Here is a 19,388-nt window from a genome sequence, read left to right on the forward strand (position 1 = left end):
CCACCACATAAAGCGTTGTAGTAAAGGGGAACACATGAGCACCGCATCTGAATCGTTAATGGACAAGGCACGAACACAGGGCACCAACTTTTGGTTGATGGCCCTGTTGATTTCGTTTCTGGTTTTCGCACTGAACGCCGGCTATTCCTTGTTCAAGTCCAGCCGATACGGTGGTGCTTCGTCCGCTGCTGCAGATTTGCAGGTGCTTTCGCAGCAATACGCCAACCAAAGCCGCGAAGCGGTCGATGGTAAGGAGCCCGCATTTGCGTCGCTGAAGAACGTTAAAGCGCAAATTGAAGCCGCTGTGAATCGCGTCGATTCGAGCTATGGCGACGATCCGCTGGTGAGCGGCGATATTGGCAAAGTGAAAACGACTTGGGCGCCGTTGGCTAAGAGCGGTGATGCAGTGCTCGCATCACAAGCGGCCTTGACCGGTCTGTCGGGTAACTCAGATCACTTCAACGCCCGCGTCCCTGATCTTCAAGCGCAATTGAACGAAGTGGTGAACGGCCTGAGTGGTGCAGGTACGTCGGCACAACAACAGTTCGCAATGCGTCAGATCGTGTTGGCATCGTCCATGGCACGCCGGATCACGGAAATCCGTGCAGGTGGTGCGGGTGCACCTGTGGCAGGTAACGGTTTGCGTCAAGACGCAGGCGTGTTTAGCCAGGTGATGACCGATTTGACCAACGGTGGTGCGCAGGTCGGCAAAGTCAGTGGCGCCGCAGTCGCGCCGCTCGCAAAAGCCAATCAACAATGGGCTGAAATGAAGAAGGACGTGGACGCCATCTTGGGCAATTCACGCCAGCTCTTCACTGCACAGTCCGCTGCATTGTCAATTACCGACAACGCCGACAAACTCTTGACCGACAGCCGCGGTCTCTTTAACGCGTTTACCGCCACCGGCTCGCTGAAAGACACCAGCATTCTGGGTAACTTGTGGATCAGCATCGCGGCGGGTTTGGCCACACTCTTCTCGCTCTTGATGTTGGTGTTCTCGCAATGGCGCGCACAAAAGCTGCGTCAAGCCAGCCTCGAAGAACTCAATACGCGTAACCAACAAGCGATTATGCGATTGCTCGACGAAATGGGCTCGCTCGCAGAAGGTGACCTGACGGTGAAGGCGACGGTGACCGAAGATATGACGGGCGCAATCGCGGACTCCATCAACTTCGCAATCGAACAGCTGCGCAGCCTCGTGGGTACGATTAACGACACCTCAGTGCAGGTCGCTGCAGGCGCACAAGAAACGCAGAACACCGCGCTTCACCTTGCAGAAGCAGCAGAACACCAGGCGCAAGAAATTACCTCGGCCTCTGATCGTATCGGTGAAATCGCATCCTCCATCCGACACGTGTCGCGCAACTCCGCACAGTCTGCTGAGGTGGCACAACGTTCGGTGGAAATTGCGACGAACGGTGCAGACGTCGTGCGTCAAACGATTCAGGGCATGGACAACATCCGTGACCAGATCCAGGAAACCTCGAAGCGTATTAAACGCCTCGGTGAATCCTCGCAAGAAATTGGTTCGATCGTGGAACTGATTAACGACATTTCCGAACAAACGAACATCTTGGCATTGAACGCATCCATTCAGGCCGCATCCGCCGGTGAAGCAGGCCGCGGGTTCGCGGTGGTGGCCGACGAAGTGCAACGACTCGCAGAACGCGCTTCTCGCGCTACAAAGCGAATTGAAGGTCTCGTGCATGCGATTCAGTCCGATACGAACGAAGCAGTGAGTTCGATGGAACAAACCACCACGGAAGTGGTGCGTGGTGCACGCTTGGCAGAAGACGCAGGTACGGCACTGGGTGAAATCGAACGCGTGTCGAGCGATCTCGCAGGCTTGATTCAAAACATCTCGAACTCTGCAGAGCAACAATCAAACGCAGCATCGAACATCACGCACACGATGGATACGATTCGTTCGATTACCGCCCAAACGTCGCAAGGCGCGAACCAAACGGCGAAATCGATTGGAAACCTCGCTCAGCTCGCAACCGACCTGCGTCGTTCGGTCGCCGACTTTAAGCTCCCGGCCTGAGCGCCGGACGGATTGAGTCAGTGACTGAAGCAGCGAAGAGTCCAAGGATCCATAAATGAGCGCGTTACGCGAGGCGATTGAACACGCCACACTTGGTTGGGTAAAGCCGGAGTTGGATACGGCACTCCACCAAGTGCAAGGCGATATTGAGACCTATGTCGAGGCACCGGGCGATGTGGGTCCGTTGCGCGATGCGACCAACCAATTGCGGCAGATCGAAGGCACGCTGCGCATGTTGGAGTTGTACGCGCCGGCGACCTTGATCGAAGAAATGCATGCCTTGACCTCGGCGTTGTCCGATGGCGAGATCGCTGATCAACGTGATGAGGCCTGTGCTGCCCTTGGGCGCGCGGCCATTCAATTGCCCGACTACCTTGAACGTTTGCAAAGCGGCCACCGCGATATTCCGGTGGTTTTGTTGCCCTTGCTCAATGAGCTGCGCGGTTTCCGCGGTGAGTCGGCCTTGGGTGAGTCGGTGTTGTTCTCGCCCGACTTCGAACGTCCGCTGCCGAAGGAAGTGGTCGAGGTCCCGGAACAAGCGCCGACAGGTGGGCGTGAGCTGCTTGATCAATATGAAGGCGATTTGCGTCGCATGTTGAACGAGTGGCAGTCGAACGCTGACATCTCAGCATCGTTGCTCAAAGAACGCATTGATGGTTTGTTTGGCTTTGCGCGTGACGAAGACATGCGTCGCCTCCTGTGGGTTGCATCTGAAACTGCACAGGCCATGGACGACGGCGCACTCGATGCGACGCGTCAATTGCGTGAAGCATTCAACTCAGTCATCGAAGAAGTACAAGCCTCGCGTCAAGAGTCCGGGCTCGCTTCGGGTAATGCATCGTCATCGTATTTGCCGGTTCGCAAACTGTTGCAACAAGTTGCCAGAATCGACACCGCCAATCCGAGTTTGGATCGCTTGCGCGATACCTTCGGTTTGCATCAACAAACCGTCAGTGCGGAAGAACTCGCACACGCACAAAGTAGTGTGACCGGTGTTAATCGTGCGTTGCTCGATACAGTCACCAGCGCATTGAAAGAAGATGTGTTCCGCGTCAAAGACTCGCTGGACCTTCATCTGCGCACCGGCAATACCAATGCATCCGAACTGGTCAATGAAGTCGAAGCACTGAGCCGTATTTCAGACACGCTCGGCATGTTGGGCTTGGGCGGCGCACGTGATCTGATCCAACGTCAACGTGATCTGTTGGCAGGTGTTGTTCAAGGCGATAAGGCAGCCGATGAATCGGTGCTGCTCGATGTTGCGGGCGCATTGCTGTTCGTTGACGCATCGCTCGAAGATCAGGTTGCCCAATTGGGCCGTGAAGTCGGCCGCAATAAAGGCGACGATTCCATCAGCACGTCGGATGCCGAGCAATTGCTCGCTGCACTGACGCGCGAAGCCGTTGTGAACTTTGGCGATGCTCGCCAAGCCTTTGTGGCCTTCGTCGAAACAGGTTGGGACCACGCCGCATTGGCCGAAGTGCCGAAACTGTTGAATGAAGTTTCGGGCGCATTGGGCATGCTCGAATTGCCGCAATCGGCTGAATATGTCACCGGCATTCGATTGTTCACCGAGAACGAACTGATTCAAAAGCGCCGCGTACCCGGTAGCCAACAGCTCGATACGTTCGCAGACGCCATTGCCAGCGTCGAGTACTACCTCGAAGCATTGCGCGACAAACGCGCAGATCGTGAAGACATTCTCGCCATTACGCAACAAAGCCTCGAGGCGTTGCGTTACTGGCCGCTGCCGTCGCATATGACAGAAGCGCCGATGCCTTCGCTCGGCAATGAAGTCGAAGATGCCTATGAGGCATTTTTGGAAACAGCGTCCGCCGCGCAAAAGGCAGACGAAGAACTCGCAGTGCAAGAAGCCGCGAAGGGCGAAGTCGAGGCAGAAGACGCCTCGCAAATTCGCCCGTGGGCACGCACAGATGCGACTGACTCCTTGAAGGCGAGCTTGGCGGTTCGTCCTGAATTGCAGTTTGACCTGACGAAGGACGACATCGACGACGAGATCCGCGAGATCTTTGTTGAAGAGTTCAAGGACGAAATTGAAAACTTAAGCGTCTTGTTGCCTGCTTGGCGGGAAGCGCCCGGTGACGCAGACCGTCTGCGCCCGATTCGTCGCGTTTTCCACACCTTGAAAGGCAGTGGCCGACTCGTGGGCGCCACGAAACTCGGTGAGTTCAGCTGGAAGATTGAGAACATGTTGAACCGTGTGTTGGACGGTTCACGATTGGCCTCGCCGGAAGTTGTCGCATTGGTTGATGCCGCGATGGATGAGCTGCCCGCGCTCTATGGGGCACTTCGCAACGAAGCGGTGCCGGAGGTAGATCTCGCCGGTATCGAGGGTGTGGCAGACCAACTCGCCAATGGCGAAGACGTCACCTACGCGCGTGCGGCTGCCGAAGAAGTGGTTGAAGTCGCGGCACCGACGCACACGCCGGTTCAAATTGACCCGGTGTTGCTCGAAATCTTGTCGGCCGAAGTACAAGGCCACATGGTCCACCTCGATGAATGGTTGGCGCGTCAACCGGCAGTGCCGGATGAAGCCGTTGTACGTGCGGTGCACACCATGAACGGTGCATTCTCGATGGCCGAAGTGCCCGGCGTGAGTGATGCAGCAAGCCCGGCAGAAGCGTATTTGAAGCGCCTCAAGTCTGCGGGTCAAATGCCGAGCGAGGCGGGCGTGCAAGCGCTCAACACCTTGGCAGCACACGTTCGCGAAAGCATCGTGTCCTTGCAAGCCACGCCGCAAATGGTGCCGCTCATCGGAAGCTTGGAAGATCAGTTCGTTGCCCTGCGCGATGCATTGCCTGCACCGATGCCGGAAGACTTCGGTTTGGGCGAAGATCACGGCGACGTCTTTGACGCCGATGAAGAAGCAAGCAGCACTGCGCTCGCAGACGCTGAAGCTGCGGTGCAAGCCGAAGCAGATAATCTTGAGCTGGAACGTATCGCCGCTGAGTTTGCGGAATCTGAGCGTCTCGAAGCAGCAGCGGAACAAATCGCACCCGACCAGACCGCAGCCGAACAAGCCGCAGCAGAGCAAGCAGCAGCAGAGCAAGCAGCAGCAGAACAAGCAGCAGCAGAACAAGCAGCAGCAGAACAAGCAGCAGCAGAACAAGCAGCAGCAGAACAAGCAGCAGCAGAACAAGCAGCAGCAGAACAAGCAGCAGCAGAACAAGCAGCAGCCGAACAAGCAGCAGCCGAACAAGCAGCAGCCGAACAAGCAGCAGCCGAACAAGCAGCAGCCGAACAAGCAGCAGCCGAACAAGCAGCAGCCGAACAAGCAGCAGCCGAACAAGCAGCAGCCGAACAAGCCGCAGCCGAACAAGCTGCAGCAGAACAAGCAGCAGCCGAACAAGCCGCAGCCGAACAAGCCGCAGCCGAGCAAGCCGCAGCCGAGCAAGCCGCAGCCGAACAAGCCGCAGCGGAACAAGCCGCAGCCGAACAAGCCGCAGCCGAACAAGCCGCAGCCGAACAAGCCGCAGCCGAACAAGCAGCAGCCGAACAAGCAGCAGCAGAGCAAGCAGCAGCAGAGCAAGCAGCAGCAGAGCAAGCAGCAGCAGAGCAAGCAGCAGCAGAACAAGCTGCAGCCGAACAAGCCGCCGCTGAAGCAGAAGCACTTCGCTTCGCTGCCGAGCAAGCAGAATTCGCCAAGCGCGCTGCGGAAACCGCGCCGCTTGAAGATATTTCTGCACCCGAAGCACGCGAAAAGGCGCCTGCCTTCCAAGCGCAAGCAAGTGCCTCTACGTTTGGCGTCGACATCGGCCCGGCACACCCGCTGGATGCCTCGCAGCTCGACCTCGAACTGCTGGATATCTTCACCGAAGAATGTAACGACATCCTAGATAACTCGGATGGTTTGCTTGTTCAGCTGCGCGATGAAACTGACACCGCTGAAACGATCAAAGCACTGCAGCGCGATCTGCACACCCTGAAGGGTGGTGCGCGGATGGCGGGCATCATGTCGATCGGTGACTTGGGCCACTCGATGGAATCCTTGCTCGAAGCCGTTGCGGATAAGCGCACGGAATTCGGTGCGGACACCATCCCCTTGCTCGAGCGCGGACTGGACACCTTGCGTGCCATGAGCGAACGCGTCATGGTGCGTCAGTCCTCAACTGCACCCAACGAGCTTATTGCCGCCTTCAACGCGCGCGCTCGTGGCGTTGCGTTCGATCATTCGGCAGCGGCCGTTGTTGAACAAACGCAAGTCGAAATGGCCGCGCTTTCAGCACCTGCTGAAACGGCGCTCGATAAAGAAGCACAAGCCGCCACGACGAGTCGCGGCACGCAAGAACAAGTGCGTATCCGTGCAGACTTGCTCGACCGCTTGGTCAACTACGCCGGTGAAGTCGCGATCTACCGCTCGCGACTGGAACAACAGTTGGGCGCGTTCCGTTCGTCGATGGGCGAAATGGAACAAACCAACTTGCGCCTGCGCGACCAGTTGCGTCGTTTGGATCTCGAAACCGAAGCGCAAATCGTTGCGCGTTACCAACGCGAACATGACGCACGCGACCCGACGTTCGATCCGCTCGAGCTCGATCGCTTCTCGACCTTGCAGCAATTGACCCGCGGTCTGAACGAATCCGCGAACGATATGTCGACGCTGCAGGCGACGCTGGAAGACCTGACGCGTCAATACGAAACACTGTTGTTGCAACAGTCGCGTGTGAGTACCGACTTGCAAGAAGGTCTCATGCGTACGCGCATGATTCCGTTCGACTCGGTCTTGCCGCGCTTGCGTCGCGTGATTCGCCAAGCTGCAAGCGATTCCGATAAGGAAGCCAAGCTCGCCGTTCACGGTGCGCAAAGCGATATCGATCGCAACGTGCTCGAACGCATGACGGCGCCGCTGGAACATTTGTTGCGCAACGCAGTCGCACACGGCATTGAAGCGCCGACTGCACGTCGTCGCGCGGGCAAGTCCGCAGAAGGCACGATCAACGTACAGATCAAGCACGAAGGGTCTGAAATCGTGATGACGATTTCAGACGACGGTGCAGGTCTGAACTACGACGCCATTCGTAAGCGCGGCATCGAAAGAGGCTTGATCGCTTCCGATGCAGAGCCGACGCACACCGAATTGGCTTCATTGATCTTGAGCCCTGGCTTCTCGACTGCGAAGTCGGTGAGCCAACTAGCCGGCCGCGGCGTGGGCATGGACGTGGTCGACAGCGAAGTCCGCCAGCTCGGCGGTTCGATGGAAATCTCGTCGGAGCACAAGCAAGGCACGCAATTCACACTGCGCTTGCCGCAAACACTCGCTGTGACACCTGCCGTATTCGTGCGCATCGGTGAAACCAGTTACGCAGTGCCGATCGCTTCTGTGCAAGGTGTGAGCCGCTTGTCGCGCGATGCCTATGTCCCCGGCGAATCCAAGCTGCAATACGGTGGTGCCGAGTACACGGTGCACGACCTTGGCTTGCTGTTGAACCAAGCCGGTGCGCGTGCGGATGAGCAATTGCAGATCCCGATGCTGCTGGTCGGTGCAGGTGATCTCCGTGTTGCTGTGGGTGTGGATCAAATCATCGGTAACCGCGAAATCGTGGTGAAGCCGGTGGGGCCGCAAGTGGGCTCCATACCAGGCATCTTCGGCGCTACGGTGATGGGTGACGGTAGTGTTGTCGTCATTCTCGACGTCGTGCCCTTGGCTCGTCGCTTCGCCAGCGCACCCCGTGATCTCGACGCGGCACCGGCACAAGCGGCTGATACGCACGTCGTTCCGGTAGTGATGGTGGTCGACGATTCGGTCACGATGCGTAAGGTCACAGGTCGTGTCTTGGAACGCCAAGGCTACGAAGTATTGACCGCGAAAGATGGTATCGACGCGCTTGAGCGTATGGCAGAACAAGTGCCTGACCTCATGCTGCTCGACATCGAAATGCCGCGCATGGACGGTTACGAGCTCGCCACTGAAATGCGTCGCGACCCGCGTCTGCGCAACGTGCCGATCATCATGATTACGTCACGTACCGGTGAAAAGCATCGCGAACGTGCATTCGACATCGGTGTGAATCGCTACCTCGGTAAACCCTATCAGGAACCCGAACTTCTGAAGAACGTCAACGAGTTGTTGGAGCAGGCGCGTGAGCAGCGCTGAGAACGTCGTGACCGTGTTGCTCGCCGCGCCTTGTGAGGCGCGCGATGCCCTGCGCAGTGCGCTGGAAAGTACACGTCAATCCTTGGTCGAAGTCGATCCCCTGACGTCTGACGCCGATAGCGTTTTGAAGCACGCACCGAAGAACGTGGTCGTGCTTTTGGATGGCAATACAGAAGACGCGCTGGATAAATTTGACAGCGTGTTGGCAGACCCTTCCATTCGGTTGTTGTTTGAAGAAGCCAGTGTCGTGACGTCGCGTCAGGGCTGGGACTCAGCACGGTGGTCGCGCCACTTGGCCGCAAAGCTCATTGGCAGCGACGATTTCCTACCCGAGGGCGTCGGTGACGACCAAGGGTTTGTGGCGCCCAAGCCGCGTGATGCCGGGCGTAGAACGGATACGGATTCGCGTGCCGCCGCCGAGGACGGCGAACCGGAGCGAAGTATTGAACCTGCGCTCGAAGACACCGTCGAGACAGGCGTGACCGAAGACGTCGTGGTATCAATGCCCGTCGTTGAAGAAAGCGAACCCGAAATCGAAGTCCTTGCAGTCGCGCCCATCGCCTCTGTAGAAGACGTCGAAGAACCCATTGACTACGATCCCGGCAGCTTTGCCGAAATCGATGCTGTGCCGGATGCAGATATCGTGCCGCCGGCACCGAGCACGGAAGATGTCGCATCAAAAGGTGTCCCATCAGCTGCGCAAGACGCGAGCTGGGAAATGTTTCAAGCCTACGATGTGGAAGACAGTTGGAAGCCCAGTGCGCCAGCCGCACCCGCTGCGCACCAAGATCTCGAGGCGCTGATCGCAAGCGTTGCAGCCGTAGACGAAGAAACACCGATTCCACCGGTGAAGCGCGCAACGCTCGCCGTTGATAGTGCAGGAGAGAACGAAGCAGCGCTGGACAGTGAATTCAGTTTTCAAACAGGCACATCACCTGCTGGCCTGCAAACCGCGGAAGCACTTGAAGCACCTGCGCAACCGAATGACTTGCCGCTCGAAAGCGATGCCATTCGCGCAACCAACGTCACCGCTGCACTCGATGCACCCGAGTCGCCAAGAGAGTGGGCGTTGACCGATCACGATGACGTGCCGGAAGTGCACGTTGAAACACCCGAAAGCACCTTGTCGAACTTCGATATTCCAGGCTCTCGATTCTCGACCTTGTCCTTGATGGATGACGGTACCGATGGTCTAGAAGCCAGCGAAGATACCGACGATGCCGTCCATGAAGTACCACGCGACGGTGGCGTGTTCCTATTAGGTGGCGCCGGTGGACCTGATCCGCTGCGTACCGTGTTGGGCACCTTGCCCGCAGCTTTCCCAAGACCGCTGTTCATCATGCAGCATTTGGATGCGGCCAATTACGACCGTTTGGCACGACAAATGGAACGCGCTTCGAATATGAAAGTCGAGCTGGCGGTACCAGGACTGCATATTCAACGCGGTACCGCCTATGTCATTTCTCCCGGCGTGACTGTGCGCAAGATCCCGAACGGTTATGCATTCGAAGAAGACAGCGCGCGTCGCGGTTTCATCGACTTCACCGATCAATTTCCGGGCTCAGACAGCGCGATTGTGTTCTTGAGCGGTGCGGATGTGGATTGGACGGAAACGGGTTCCAAGTTCAAAGCGCGTGGCGCGTGGGTTGCGGCGCAAGCAGAGAATGGCTGTTTCGACTTCGCCGTGCCGTCCATCATGATTTCAAGGAGTGCGGAAGCGCTCGATGCAATGTCCATCGCACAAAAATTGAATGCGCGTTGGAACAAAGAGGAACAACAATGAGCAATTTGCCGGATGAACTGCGTGGTGTGATTGTGCAAACGGGCGCAGGGCAATTGCTGTTGCCAAACTCCGTGATTACCGAAGTGCTTTCGTTCTCCGATCCGGATGCCGTCGAAGGCGGCCCGGAATGGCTGCTTGGCTTGATTCGGTGGCGCGGTTGGCAAGTACCCTTGCTGGATTTCGCAGCCTTGGCGGGTGTGCAATCACGCTCGCCTGTGCAATCGCAAGGGGGTCGCCGACGCGTGATCGTGGTGAAGGCGCTGGGCGGCAATCCGCGCATGCCCTATATGGCCATCATGGCTGACGGCTTCCCACGCTTGGTCACAGTGAAAGCTTCAACGCTCGAAGCGCCTGCAGATGCCAATGATTTGGCCGCGTGTATCCGTGCCATTGCCAACTTGAATGATGAAGAAGCCATCATTCCGGATTTGGATCAAGTCGAAGCGAAGTTAACCGCCCTCGCGGCCTAAGCGCTAAGCCAAATCGCCGTAATGCGATTGCAACGCCGCAATCGCAGCGATGCCTGCCGTTTCTGTACGCAACACACGCGGGCCCAACCGTACACCCGCAAAACCTGCGTTCGTCAGCACGCGCATATCGTTTGCTGACCAACCACCTTCGGGTCCCACTGCAATCACACAATCTGTTGCCGACGCGGGCAAGACATCACGCACGACGTGCGTCGCGTCCGGATCAAGAATCAATCGATGTGTGGTGTTCAGCGCGTCGCATGCCAGTCGCAGAGGCACCGGCTCTGACACCGCAGGGATCGCGCTACGCCAGCTTTGCTCGCACGCGGCAACAATCACACCTCGCCAATGTTGAACGCGCTTAACCACGCGCTCACCTTCGAGTTTGACCTCGCTCCGATCGCTAAACACAGGCACGAAGGCGTGAACACCAAGTTCGGTCGACTTCTGCAAGATCAGGTCCATCTTTTCGCCGCGCGCGACGCCTTGCAGCAATGTTATTTGAAAAGGAGATTCGGCAATCCCTTCGCGAATCGCCATCACTTCTATCGTGGTATGGCGCTTATCCAATGCGCGAATCGCAACGTCCGCCTCAACGCCACTGCCGTTGAACACAACGGCGGTGTCACCTTGGCGCATTCTTAAAACGCGCAACCAATGGCCCGCGACGGTTTCGGGCAAGTCAAATGACTTGCCCACAACCAATGCGTGATCGACGAAGGCACGATTCAATCTCACTGTGTCGCCTCCCGAATGGCGTGTGCGGTGACATCGAGCAAAAGATCCAACTCGGATTCTGTGACGCAATAGGGCGGCATCCAATAGAGCACGTCGCCCAACGGTCTTAATACGACACCACGCGACAGCGCCGCACGATAGGCGCGTAATCCAACACGCTTCGCAGGATCAAAACTGCGCGACCAGTCACCGCCAGGTCTCAAATCAAACGCCACCACCATGCCGCACGGACGAATATCTGCAACCGGGTCCAATGAACGCAGTGACTGCGCACGTGCTTGCATTGAAGCCGCGAGCGTCTTGTTACGCCCAATCACGTCATTGTCTTCAAACAGCTTGAGTGAGGCCAATGCCGCAGCACAGACCACCGGGTTACCGGTGTAGCTATGCGAATGTAGAAAGGCGCGTTCGCGACTGTCATCCAAGAACGCTTCATAGACATGTTCAGTGGCTAGGACTGCGGCAAGTGGCAATGCACCGCCCGTCAAGCCCTTCGACACGCACATCAAGTCCGGTTGAATCCCTGCCTGTTCGGCAGCGAACAACGTGCCCGTTCTGCCAAAGCCCGTCGCGATCTCATCCAAGATGAGAAGAACACCATGGCGATCGCAAGCCGCGCGCGCCCGTTGAAGCCAGCGCGGGTGATAGGTCAACATGCCACCGGCGCATTGCAACAGCGGCTCCACAATAACCGCGCATACCTGTGCACCGTTGTCGCGCAAATACGCGTCCAAGGCATCGGCCGCGGCATCCGCTGCTGCGATCTGTTCTGCCTCGGTGGCAAAAGGTGTTCGCACAGGCACCGGCGTGAAATGTGCTTGCGTCAGCAGAGGCGCATACGTCTTTCGGTAGAGCGGAATGTCGCCTACTGACAGGGCGCCCAGCGTTTCACCGTGATAGCCGTTTTCCAAAGCCACAAAGACATTACGCTCAGGCGCGCCGCGATTCACGAACCAGTGATACGCGAGCTTAAGCGCCACTTCCACCGCAGACGAACCGTTGTCCGCATAAAACACGCGATTCAATGGCTTGCGGTCTGCAGACGTCGGTGCGATGTCTATCAAGCGTTCCGCCAATTCAATGGCAGGCGCATGCGTAAAGCCGGCCAACATCACGTGCTCGAGTTGCCCCGCTTGCTGCGCAATGGCGGCTGCAATGGCGGGATGCGCATGGCCATGAATATTGGTCCACCAACTGGAGACCGCGTCCAAATAGCGCTGGCCGTCGGTGCCGATCAACCAAGCGCCGTCGCCGCGCGCTATGGGGATGAGCGGCAAAGTGTCCGGATGTTCGCGCATCTGCGTACAGGGATGCCACACGTGTGCAAGATCACGTGCCACCCAGTCACCATGCTCGGCTATCATCGATCGAGTGCCTGTTGTGCCATTCGGCCATTATCGCCCATAGAAGACAGAGCTTTGAAACGATCCTTGCCCGTGATCCATGAAATCCGCGAACGCGACGAAGGACGTGGGCGCGTCATCGAGGAGATGGATCTCGAATTCAGCAATGGCGAACGCCGCGTGTTTCATCGCGTGCTGGCGCGCGGCGCGCAAGCCGTGTGCGTAGTGCCGCTAATTGACAACGACACCGTCATGCTGGTGCGTGAGTATGCCGCCGGCGTGCATCGCTACGAGCTCGGTTTGGTCGCGGGGCTTGCCAATCCTGGCGAATCCTCCATCGATGCCGCGAATCGCGAAATGATGGAAGAAATCGGTTTCGGCGCACGCAAATTGAAGGTATTGCGCGCGCTGAGTTTGTCACCCAGATTCATGCAGCATGAAATTCAAGTGGTCGTCGCTGCAGACCTCTACGAATCCAAGTTGCCGGGCGATGAGCCCGAACCCTTGGAACGCGTACCGATGAAATGGCGCGACTTGGAATCACATATGTTGCAAGACGACTTTTCCGATGGCCGCAGTTTGGCCGCGCTCTTTATCGTTCGCGCATGGTTGGCCGATGGAGGTCGCTTTGACGCCTGAGCTTCGTGACGCAGTGATCGACATTGCGCAGCAGGCGGGTGACGCGATCATGCAGATTTACGCCACGCCATTCGATGTCGTGCAGAAAACGGACAATTCACCGCTGACGGCAGCCGACATGGCCTCTAATGCGATCATTGTCGAAGCACTCACGCGCCTTACCCCGCATATACCTGTGTTGTCAGAAGAGCACGCCGCCAGTCATGACGCACACATCAGGCAGCAATGGCCCGAGTTGTGGGTGGTCGATCCACTCGACGGCACGCGTGAGTTCGTCAAACGCAATGGCGAATTTACGGTCAATATCGCACTGGTCCGCCACGGACGCGCGGTCTTCGGCGTGATTCAACAGCCGGTCAATGGCGCTGTGTGGTGGGGCCTGCCGGGTGAGGGCGCGTACAAACGCGAAGGCCAGGGAGAGCGCAGCATTTCAGTCACGGCACCAGCCAACACGCCGTTGCGCGTCGCAGCGAGTCGTTCTCACGTAGATGCCGTCACGCAGGCCTACATGTCGCGCATGCCTTCGGCAGCACCGGTCAGCTGCGGTTCTTCGCTGAAGTTCTGCATGATTGCCGAAGGCTTGATGGATCTCTATCCACGCTTCGGCCCCACCAGTGAGTGGGACACAGCAGCTGGCCAAGCGATCTTGGAAGCCGCAGGTGGACGCGTTGCAGACTTGGAAGGTGCGCCCCTGCAATACAACCGACGCGACACCTTGTTGAACCCATCATTTTTCGCCATTGGCGACAGCACCCTGCCTTGGCAATCATGGCTCTAATCAATCAACTCATCGACATCATGGCGCGATTGCGTGATCGCGATGGCGGGTGTCCTTGGGATCTGGAGCAAGATTTCGGCAGCATTGCGCCCTACACGATTGAAGAAGCCTATGAAGTCGCGGATGCGATCGCCCGCAATGACATGCCTGACTTAAAAGACGAGCTGGGTGATCTGCTGTTCCAAGTTGTTTTCCATGCACAATTGGCACGCGAGGCCGGCGCATTCGAGTTTGAGGATGTGGTTCGCGCGATCAATGAAAAAATGATTCGGCGTCATCCGCATGTGTTCGGCGATGTCGATGTAAAAGATGCGGAAGCCGTCTTGGTGAATTGGAACGCCACCAAAGCGGAAGAGCGCAAAGCACGCGGTGATCATGATCCTTCCGCGCTCGCGGGCATTTCGCGCGGCATGCCGGAATGGATCCGTGCAACCAAGCTGCAGTCGCGTGCCGCGCGTACCGGCTTCGACTGGCCCGACTACAAACCGGTCTTGGCGAAATTGCGCGAAGAGGTCGACGAGCTCGAAGCCGAGTTTGATCAACGTGCACAAGGCGTTGAAACAGCGGAACTTCAACAGCGCCTGGAAGAAGAGCTGGGGGACGTGCTTTTCGTCGTGGCTAATTTGGCGCGCCATGCCAATGTTGACGTGGGCAAGGCGCTCAGAGGCGCCAACGCGAAGTTCGAGCAGCGCTTCCGCGGGATGGAGACGGATGCATCTCGCACGGGCCAGCAATTGCAAGAAATGCGCCTAGAGGAACTCACGACACTCTGGAATGCGCAGAAAAACAAGCCGATTTCGCGCTGAACCGTTTATTTGTTGCACTGCGATTTCACATGATTTCCACGTGAAGACGGTCATCTTTCACAAAGCTGAAAGGGAGCGCTTCCGATGACTACAACGCAACAAGAGGGCGGTCTTGTCCTCATTGTCGAAGACAATCGCAACATTTCCGAAATGGTCGGTGAGTTTCTCGAAAGCCGTGGCTTCGAAGTGGACTACGCCCAAGACGGCCTCGATGGCTATCGCTTGGCCACCGAAAACACCTATGACGTGATCGTCCTCGACTTGATGTTGCCGCGCATGGACGGCATTGAGGTGTGTAAGAAGCTTCGTGAAGAAGCGCGCCGCTCCACACCGATCCTGATGCTCACGGCGCGCGATACCTTGGACGAAAAGTTGACCGGCCTCTCTGCGGGTGCGGACGACTACCTGACCAAACCTTTTGCGATTCAAGAATTGGAAGCGCGCCTGCGCGTCTTGATCCGTCGTGAACGCCGTCAAGTCGGATCCGAAGTGTTGAAGGTCGGTGACTTGGTGCTCGACCCGGGCAGCCTTCGCGCCACGCGCGGCGGCACCGAACTGTTGTTGTCGCCGATCGGCCTGAAGTTGCTGACGATCTTGATGCGAGAATCGCCGCGCGTCGTGGGTCGCCACGACATTGAACGCGAGATCTGGGGCAATAGCCTTCCGGACTCCGATACCTTGCGCAGCCATCTGTACAACTTGCGAAAGATCATCGACAAACCCTTCAAGAAACAATTGCTGCACACCGTGCAAAGTGCGGGTTACCGCATCGCGGACATCGACCAACCGCCAACTTGACGCGCGGTCGTGGCAAAAACTCCACAACGGCTCCACCACCAATTACGCCGCCACTTCATCCTGCAAGCGTTGGGTGTTGCCTTGTTGCTGGTCGCCGGTACCTTCATTGGTAGTAAGGCGATCAGCGAGTATTTGCTGCGTGATCGCATTCGCACGGAAGTCACGCAACTTTGGGCCTTGATCGAGCGCAATCCGAAAGCCCCCTTGCCAAAAGGTTTGAGTTACGAAGCCTACTTCGTACCGGTAGGGTCACAGCCTGACCAAGTACCCGCCGAACTACGCGTAATGTCGAGTGGATTCCATCGTTTGAATCAAGAGAGCTGGCTGCAGGCCGACAAGGTCGTGTACGTAGGCGACCGAGCCCCCGGCAAGATTTTTGTAGTCACCACGCGCTCTTTGTTGGATCGCGTTGTTGTGGGCATTACCGTGCTGTCGGGCTTGATGTCCTTGATTGCCGTCTGGGCGATGATTGCGTTCACCAACCGCCGATTGCGGCGATTGATGCTGCCTTTGGTTGAGTTCTCGCATGCCGTTGATCGCTGGGACCCCGAACGTGGCGAAGTGGCGCAGCTCAAATACACCGCATGCGGTGAAAGCAAAATTCGTGAAGTGGAGCGCTTACGCAACGCCGTCGTCGACATGGCCGGTCGTATGAATACCTTCGTGGAGCGCGAGCGCAATTTCACCCGTGATGCCAGTCACGAGTTGCGCACACCGTTGACCGTGGTGCGCATGGCACACGACATGCTCACCTTGGAGCCAGAGCTGTCCCAACGCGGTACGCGCGCGCTCTCGAGAATCGATCAGGTCACGCGCGAAATGGAAGGGCTTGTTGAATCCCTGCTCGTGCTGGCACGCCATCCGAATGTTGAAATCGAAGTCGACCAGTTCTACGCACTGCCCGTCGTGGAAGAGGCCATCGCGCGCATCCGCGATCACGTTGACAACCCCGCCTTGGAAATCCACTTGGACGCCCGTGCGAATCCGATGGTTGAAGCACCGCCGCGCATGCTTGCGGTTGTATTGAATGAATTGCTTGAGAACGCCGTGAGCTTCACCGAGCGCGGCAATATCAATGTCGTTCTGCGCGACAACTCGATCGACATCATCGATACCGGCATCGGCATGAGCGCCGATACCTTGGCGCGCGTCTTTGATCCGTTCTTCCGCGAAGACATTTCTCGTCAGAACGCGAAAGGTCTTGGCTTGAACGTGGTCCGTCGATTGGTCGATCGCATTGGTTGGACCTTGAGCCTGCGCAGTCGATTGTCGGAAGGGACGATTGCGACCTTGGGTTTCCGGCAGGTGCCCGCTAAAACCTAAGGTCTGTGGCAGAATCGAGCGCATGGCAGACTCACTCGGACACCTTCCCCGCGGTCCCCGCGGCATCTACAACGCAACCGTGTGGTCGCTCAAAGGACTTAAAGCCGCCTGGCTCCATGAGTCTTCATTTCGATTGGAAGTGGTCTTATTCGTCTTCGCGTTTCCACTTGGTCTGTGGCTGGGTCAAACGCCGGTCGAGCGTGCGCTGCTGTGCGGCGTCTTGCTCCCCGTCATGGCGATGGAGTTGATGAATTCGGCCGTGGAGGCAGTGATTGAACGCTACGGCGCAGAATTTCACGAGCTGGCAGGCCGCGCCAAAGACATGGGCTCGGCGGCGGTTTTCGTCTGCATGATGACCGTCTTGCTGGTCTGGGGACTGATCCTGATCCCCCGTGTTCTGTAAGGGTTTTCTGCCTACTTCACCTTGTCATTACATTTTGTTTTCGATGATGTGCCATTGATTCAATTTGGATTCATCCTATGTCTTTGCGCATCCTCCTCGTCGTTCTGCTCGCGTCCTTTTTGTCTGGCTGCGGTTACAACACCATCCAACAAAAAGATGAAGGCGTGAAAGCCGCCTGGTCCCAAGTGCTGAACCAATACAAGCGACGTGCAGATCTGGTGCCGAACTTGGTCAACACGGTGAAGGGCTATGCCTCGCACGAAGAGCGCGTTCTGACCGAAGTGACGGAGGCCCGTTCGAAGGTCGGTTCCATCAATGTCAATGCGGACGATCCCGCATCGGTCAAACAATTCCAAGACGCGCAAACGCAACTGCAAGGTGCAATCGGTCGCTTGTTGATGGTGTCGGAAAATTATCCGCAATTAAAAGCTGACCAAAACTTCCTGCAATTGCAGGCGCAGCTCGAAGGTACCGAAAACCGCATTTCTGTAGAGCGCAAGAACTACATCGAAACCGTGCAGGACTACAACACCTACATCCGCAAGTTTCCGGTCAACCTCACGGCGATGATGTTCGGTTATTCACCGAAGGCAAACTTCGCTGTTGAGAACGAAGCACAAATCCAACATGCACCCACTGTAGATTTTGGTGGACAACAACCTGCACCTGCATCCAAGTGAGCAGTCGCGCCTTAGGGCGCGTGGATCCCTCGTGAGCCCTCGTATTCGCCAGTGGCTGTTCGCGCTCGTATTGGGCGTGGCGTGTGTGCCTGCATTCGCGCAGGCACTGGCCGAGATCCCGCCAATGGATTCGCCCGTGGTCGACACCACGGGCACGCTGTCGGCAGAAGATAAAACTGCGCTTGAACAACAAGCCTTGGCCTTGCAGCAGCGGAAAGGCAGTCAACTCCAAATTCTGATCATTCCGACGGTTCAACCGGAGGACATCTCCAGTTATGCCAACCGAGCCTTCAAGCAGTGGCATGTGGGGCGCGAGAAGGTCAATGATGGCGTGCTGGTCTTGGTCGCCAAGAACGATCGCCAAATGCGCATCGAAGTGGGCTACGGCTTGGAGGGCGCTATTCCCGACGCCACGAGCGCGCGCGTGATTCAGGAATACATGGTGCCGAAGTTCCGCCAAGGCGATTTCGGTGGTGGCTTGAAAGACGCGAGTGCAGCCCTCGTCAAATTGATCGATGGGGAGCCCTTGCCGCCGCCCATGGCGCGTTCGCAGCAAACCCGTGATCGATCGGACGACATATTCGGCGCTGTGATGCTTGCGATGTTCGTGGCGGTGTTTGCGCGGGCGCTCTTAGCGTGGCTGCCGAAGCTTGTCCGCGTGCCCGCGGTGGGCGCTCTGGCCGCGCTTGCGGCGTTTCTCTCTGCGCCCGTTGTGTTTGCGGCCGTCCTGGGTGGCATTGCCGGGCTCTTCATCGGCTTCGCCACCGGCAACGGCGCACGATTTGCCGACCGTAGCGGCTGGGGCGGCGGTGGGTGGGGCGGCGGCGGTGGTGGTTGGGGCGGTGGTGGTTGGGGCGGTGGGAGCGGCGGTGGCTGGAGTGGCGGTGGAGGCGGCGGCTGGAGCGGTGGCGGCGGTATGAGCGGGGGCGGTGGCGCCTCGGGGGGCTGGTGATGTCAAAGCTCTCTCGCATCTTCAAACATCTGTGCGCGGCACCTGCGGCGCGCACCTTCAATGCGCGCGCCCTCGAAGCCATCGGCGCGACCATTGCGGCCTGCGAATTGCAACACAGCGGCGAAATCATGTTTGCCGTAGAAGGCGATTTGCCCATCCGCGACATTTGGCGTGACGTCAGCGCCCGCGATCGCGCGCTCGCCGCATTTGCAAATCTGCATGTGTGGAACACGGCGCAAAACAACGGCGTACTGATCTACGTGCTGCTCGCGGAACACCGGATTGAAATCATTGCGGATCGCGGGTTTGATGCCTTCGTGAGCGTGGAACAGTGGCGCGGTGTGTGCCAGTTGATGGAAGGGCAGTTTCAGCTCGGCGAGCACACCGAGGCGGTCAAGCGGGGCATTGAGGCAGCGAGTGAACTCATTGCCGCACATTTTCCTCAGCAAGCAGGCACAGTAGACGAAGACGAACTGCCGAATCCGCCGCGCATTCTCCGTTAGGCAAAGGTTTGGC

Annotated in this window: 15 protein-coding genes; 13 read left to right on the top strand and 2 right to left on the bottom strand. The window is 57.7% G+C overall.

The annotated features are described in order from the left end of the window. Window positions 1-34 precede the first annotated feature (34 nt). The 4 genes from G7069_RS05915 to G7069_RS05930 are packed head-to-tail and all read left to right on the top strand — an operon-like array spanning window position 35 to window position 10,412. Entirely contained in the window at window positions 35-2,044 is a 2,010-nt protein-coding gene (locus G7069_RS05915; RefSeq protein WP_166295264.1) for a methyl-accepting chemotaxis protein, read from the top strand. 55 nt (window positions 2,045-2,099) lie between these two features. Continuing rightward, the gene (locus G7069_RS05920; protein ID WP_166295266.1) at window positions 2,100-8,159 is read left to right on the top strand and encodes an Hpt domain-containing protein; all 6,060 of its coding nucleotides are present in this window, start codon (window positions 2,100-2,102) and stop codon (window positions 8,157-8,159) included. Beyond that, complete coding sequence (locus G7069_RS05925; RefSeq protein ID WP_166295268.1) at window positions 8,146-9,942, top strand: chemotaxis protein CheB; 1,797 nt, start codon at window positions 8,146-8,148, stop codon at window positions 9,940-9,942. The genes G7069_RS05920 and G7069_RS05925 overlap by 14 nt, the downstream gene beginning before the upstream one ends. Further along, a complete protein-coding gene (locus tag G7069_RS05930; RefSeq protein WP_166295270.1) occupies window positions 9,939-10,412 on the top strand; it encodes a chemotaxis protein CheW in 474 nt (157 codons plus the stop codon). Before G7069_RS05925 ends, G7069_RS05930 begins: the two co-directional genes overlap by 4 nt. A gap of 3 nt (window positions 10,413-10,415) precedes the next feature. Here G7069_RS05930 and G7069_RS05935 read toward each other — a convergent pair whose 3' ends face one another. Further along, the gene (locus G7069_RS05935; RefSeq protein ID WP_166295272.1) at window positions 10,416-11,150 is read right to left on the bottom strand and encodes a 16S rRNA (uracil(1498)-N(3))-methyltransferase; all 735 of its coding nucleotides are present in this window, start codon (window positions 11,148-11,150) and stop codon (window positions 10,416-10,418) included. Further along, complete coding sequence (locus tag G7069_RS05940; RefSeq protein WP_166295274.1) at window positions 11,147-12,514, bottom strand: adenosylmethionine--8-amino-7-oxononanoate transaminase; 1,368 nt, start codon at window positions 12,512-12,514, stop codon at window positions 11,147-11,149. The genes G7069_RS05935 and G7069_RS05940 overlap by 4 nt, the downstream gene beginning before the upstream one ends. Window positions 12,515-12,568: 54 nt before the next feature. Between G7069_RS05940 and nudE the strand changes: the two genes are divergently transcribed. The 9 genes from nudE (at window position 12,569) to G7069_RS05985 (ending at window position 19,375) form a co-directional block, all read left to right on the top strand. Next, window positions 12,569-13,132, top strand: coding sequence for an ADP compounds hydrolase NudE (gene nudE, locus G7069_RS05945; RefSeq protein WP_240912493.1), 564 nt, complete (start codon window positions 12,569-12,571; stop codon window positions 13,130-13,132). Continuing rightward, entirely contained in the window at window positions 13,110-13,910 is an 801-nt protein-coding gene (cysQ, locus tag G7069_RS05950) for a 3'(2'),5'-bisphosphate nucleotidase CysQ (protein WP_166295278.1), read from the top strand. Before nudE ends, cysQ begins: the two co-directional genes overlap by 23 nt. Beyond that, window positions 13,901-14,716: a nucleoside triphosphate pyrophosphohydrolase gene (mazG, locus tag G7069_RS05955; protein WP_166295279.1), complete on the top strand. Its 816-nt coding sequence runs from the start codon at window positions 13,901-13,903 to the stop codon at window positions 14,714-14,716. The genes cysQ and mazG overlap by 10 nt, the downstream gene beginning before the upstream one ends. 84 nt (window positions 14,717-14,800) lie before the next feature. Continuing rightward, window positions 14,801-15,514 carry a response regulator transcription factor gene (locus tag G7069_RS05960; protein ID WP_166295281.1) on the top strand — a complete coding sequence of 238 codons (714 nt, stop codon included), beginning with the start codon at window positions 14,801-14,803 and terminating at the stop codon, window positions 15,512-15,514. 9 nt (window positions 15,515-15,523) lie between these two features. After that, on the top strand, window positions 15,524-16,837 hold the full coding sequence (locus tag G7069_RS05965; protein ID WP_166295283.1) for a HAMP domain-containing sensor histidine kinase: 1,314 nt from the start codon (window positions 15,524-15,526) through the stop codon (window positions 16,835-16,837). 22 nt (window positions 16,838-16,859) lie between these two features. Further along, the gene (locus G7069_RS05970; protein ID WP_166295285.1) at window positions 16,860-17,240 is read left to right on the top strand and encodes a diacylglycerol kinase; all 381 of its coding nucleotides are present in this window, start codon (window positions 16,860-16,862) and stop codon (window positions 17,238-17,240) included. A gap of 77 nt (window positions 17,241-17,317) precedes the next feature. Next, window positions 17,318-17,920: a LemA family protein gene (locus G7069_RS05975; RefSeq protein ID WP_166295287.1), complete on the top strand. Its 603-nt coding sequence runs from the start codon at window positions 17,318-17,320 to the stop codon at window positions 17,918-17,920. Between the two features lie 31 nt (window positions 17,921-17,951). Continuing rightward, the gene (locus G7069_RS05980; RefSeq protein ID WP_240912494.1) at window positions 17,952-18,872 is read left to right on the top strand and encodes a TPM domain-containing protein; all 921 of its coding nucleotides are present in this window, start codon (window positions 17,952-17,954) and stop codon (window positions 18,870-18,872) included. Next, window positions 18,872-19,375, top strand: coding sequence for a TPM domain-containing protein (locus G7069_RS05985; protein WP_166295289.1), 504 nt, complete (start codon window positions 18,872-18,874; stop codon window positions 19,373-19,375). The genes G7069_RS05980 and G7069_RS05985 overlap by 1 nt, the downstream gene beginning before the upstream one ends. Window positions 19,376-19,388 lie beyond the last annotated feature (13 nt).

Source organism: Lysobacter sp. HDW10, assembly GCF_011300685.1.
In the GTDB taxonomy this organism is placed as follows: Bacteria; Pseudomonadota; Gammaproteobacteria; order Xanthomonadales; family Xanthomonadaceae; genus Solilutibacter.

Coding starts and splice junctions, on each gene's coding strand:
- G7069_RS05915 (WP_166295264.1), top strand. CDS start 35: ATGAGCACCGCATCTGAATCGTTAATGGACAAGGCACGAACACAGGGC.
- G7069_RS05920 (WP_166295266.1), top strand. CDS start 2,100: ATGAGCGCGTTACGCGAGGCGATTGAACACGCCACACTTGGTTGGGTA.
- G7069_RS05930 (WP_166295270.1), top strand. CDS start 9,939: ATGAGCAATTTGCCGGATGAACTGCGTGGTGTGATTGTGCAAACGGGC.
- G7069_RS05940 (WP_166295274.1), bottom strand. CDS start 12,514: ATGATAGCCGAGCATGGTGACTGGGTGGCACGTGATCTTGCACACGTG.
- cysQ (WP_166295278.1), top strand. CDS start 13,110: ATGGAGGTCGCTTTGACGCCTGAGCTTCGTGACGCAGTGATCGACATT.
- mazG (WP_166295279.1), top strand. CDS start 13,901: ATGGCTCTAATCAATCAACTCATCGACATCATGGCGCGATTGCGTGAT.
- G7069_RS05960 (WP_166295281.1), top strand. CDS start 14,801: ATGACTACAACGCAACAAGAGGGCGGTCTTGTCCTCATTGTCGAAGAC.
- G7069_RS05970 (WP_166295285.1), top strand. CDS start 16,860: ATGGCAGACTCACTCGGACACCTTCCCCGCGGTCCCCGCGGCATCTAC.
- G7069_RS05975 (WP_166295287.1), top strand. CDS start 17,318: ATGTCTTTGCGCATCCTCCTCGTCGTTCTGCTCGCGTCCTTTTTGTCT.
- G7069_RS05985 (WP_166295289.1), top strand. CDS start 18,872: ATGTCAAAGCTCTCTCGCATCTTCAAACATCTGTGCGCGGCACCTGCG.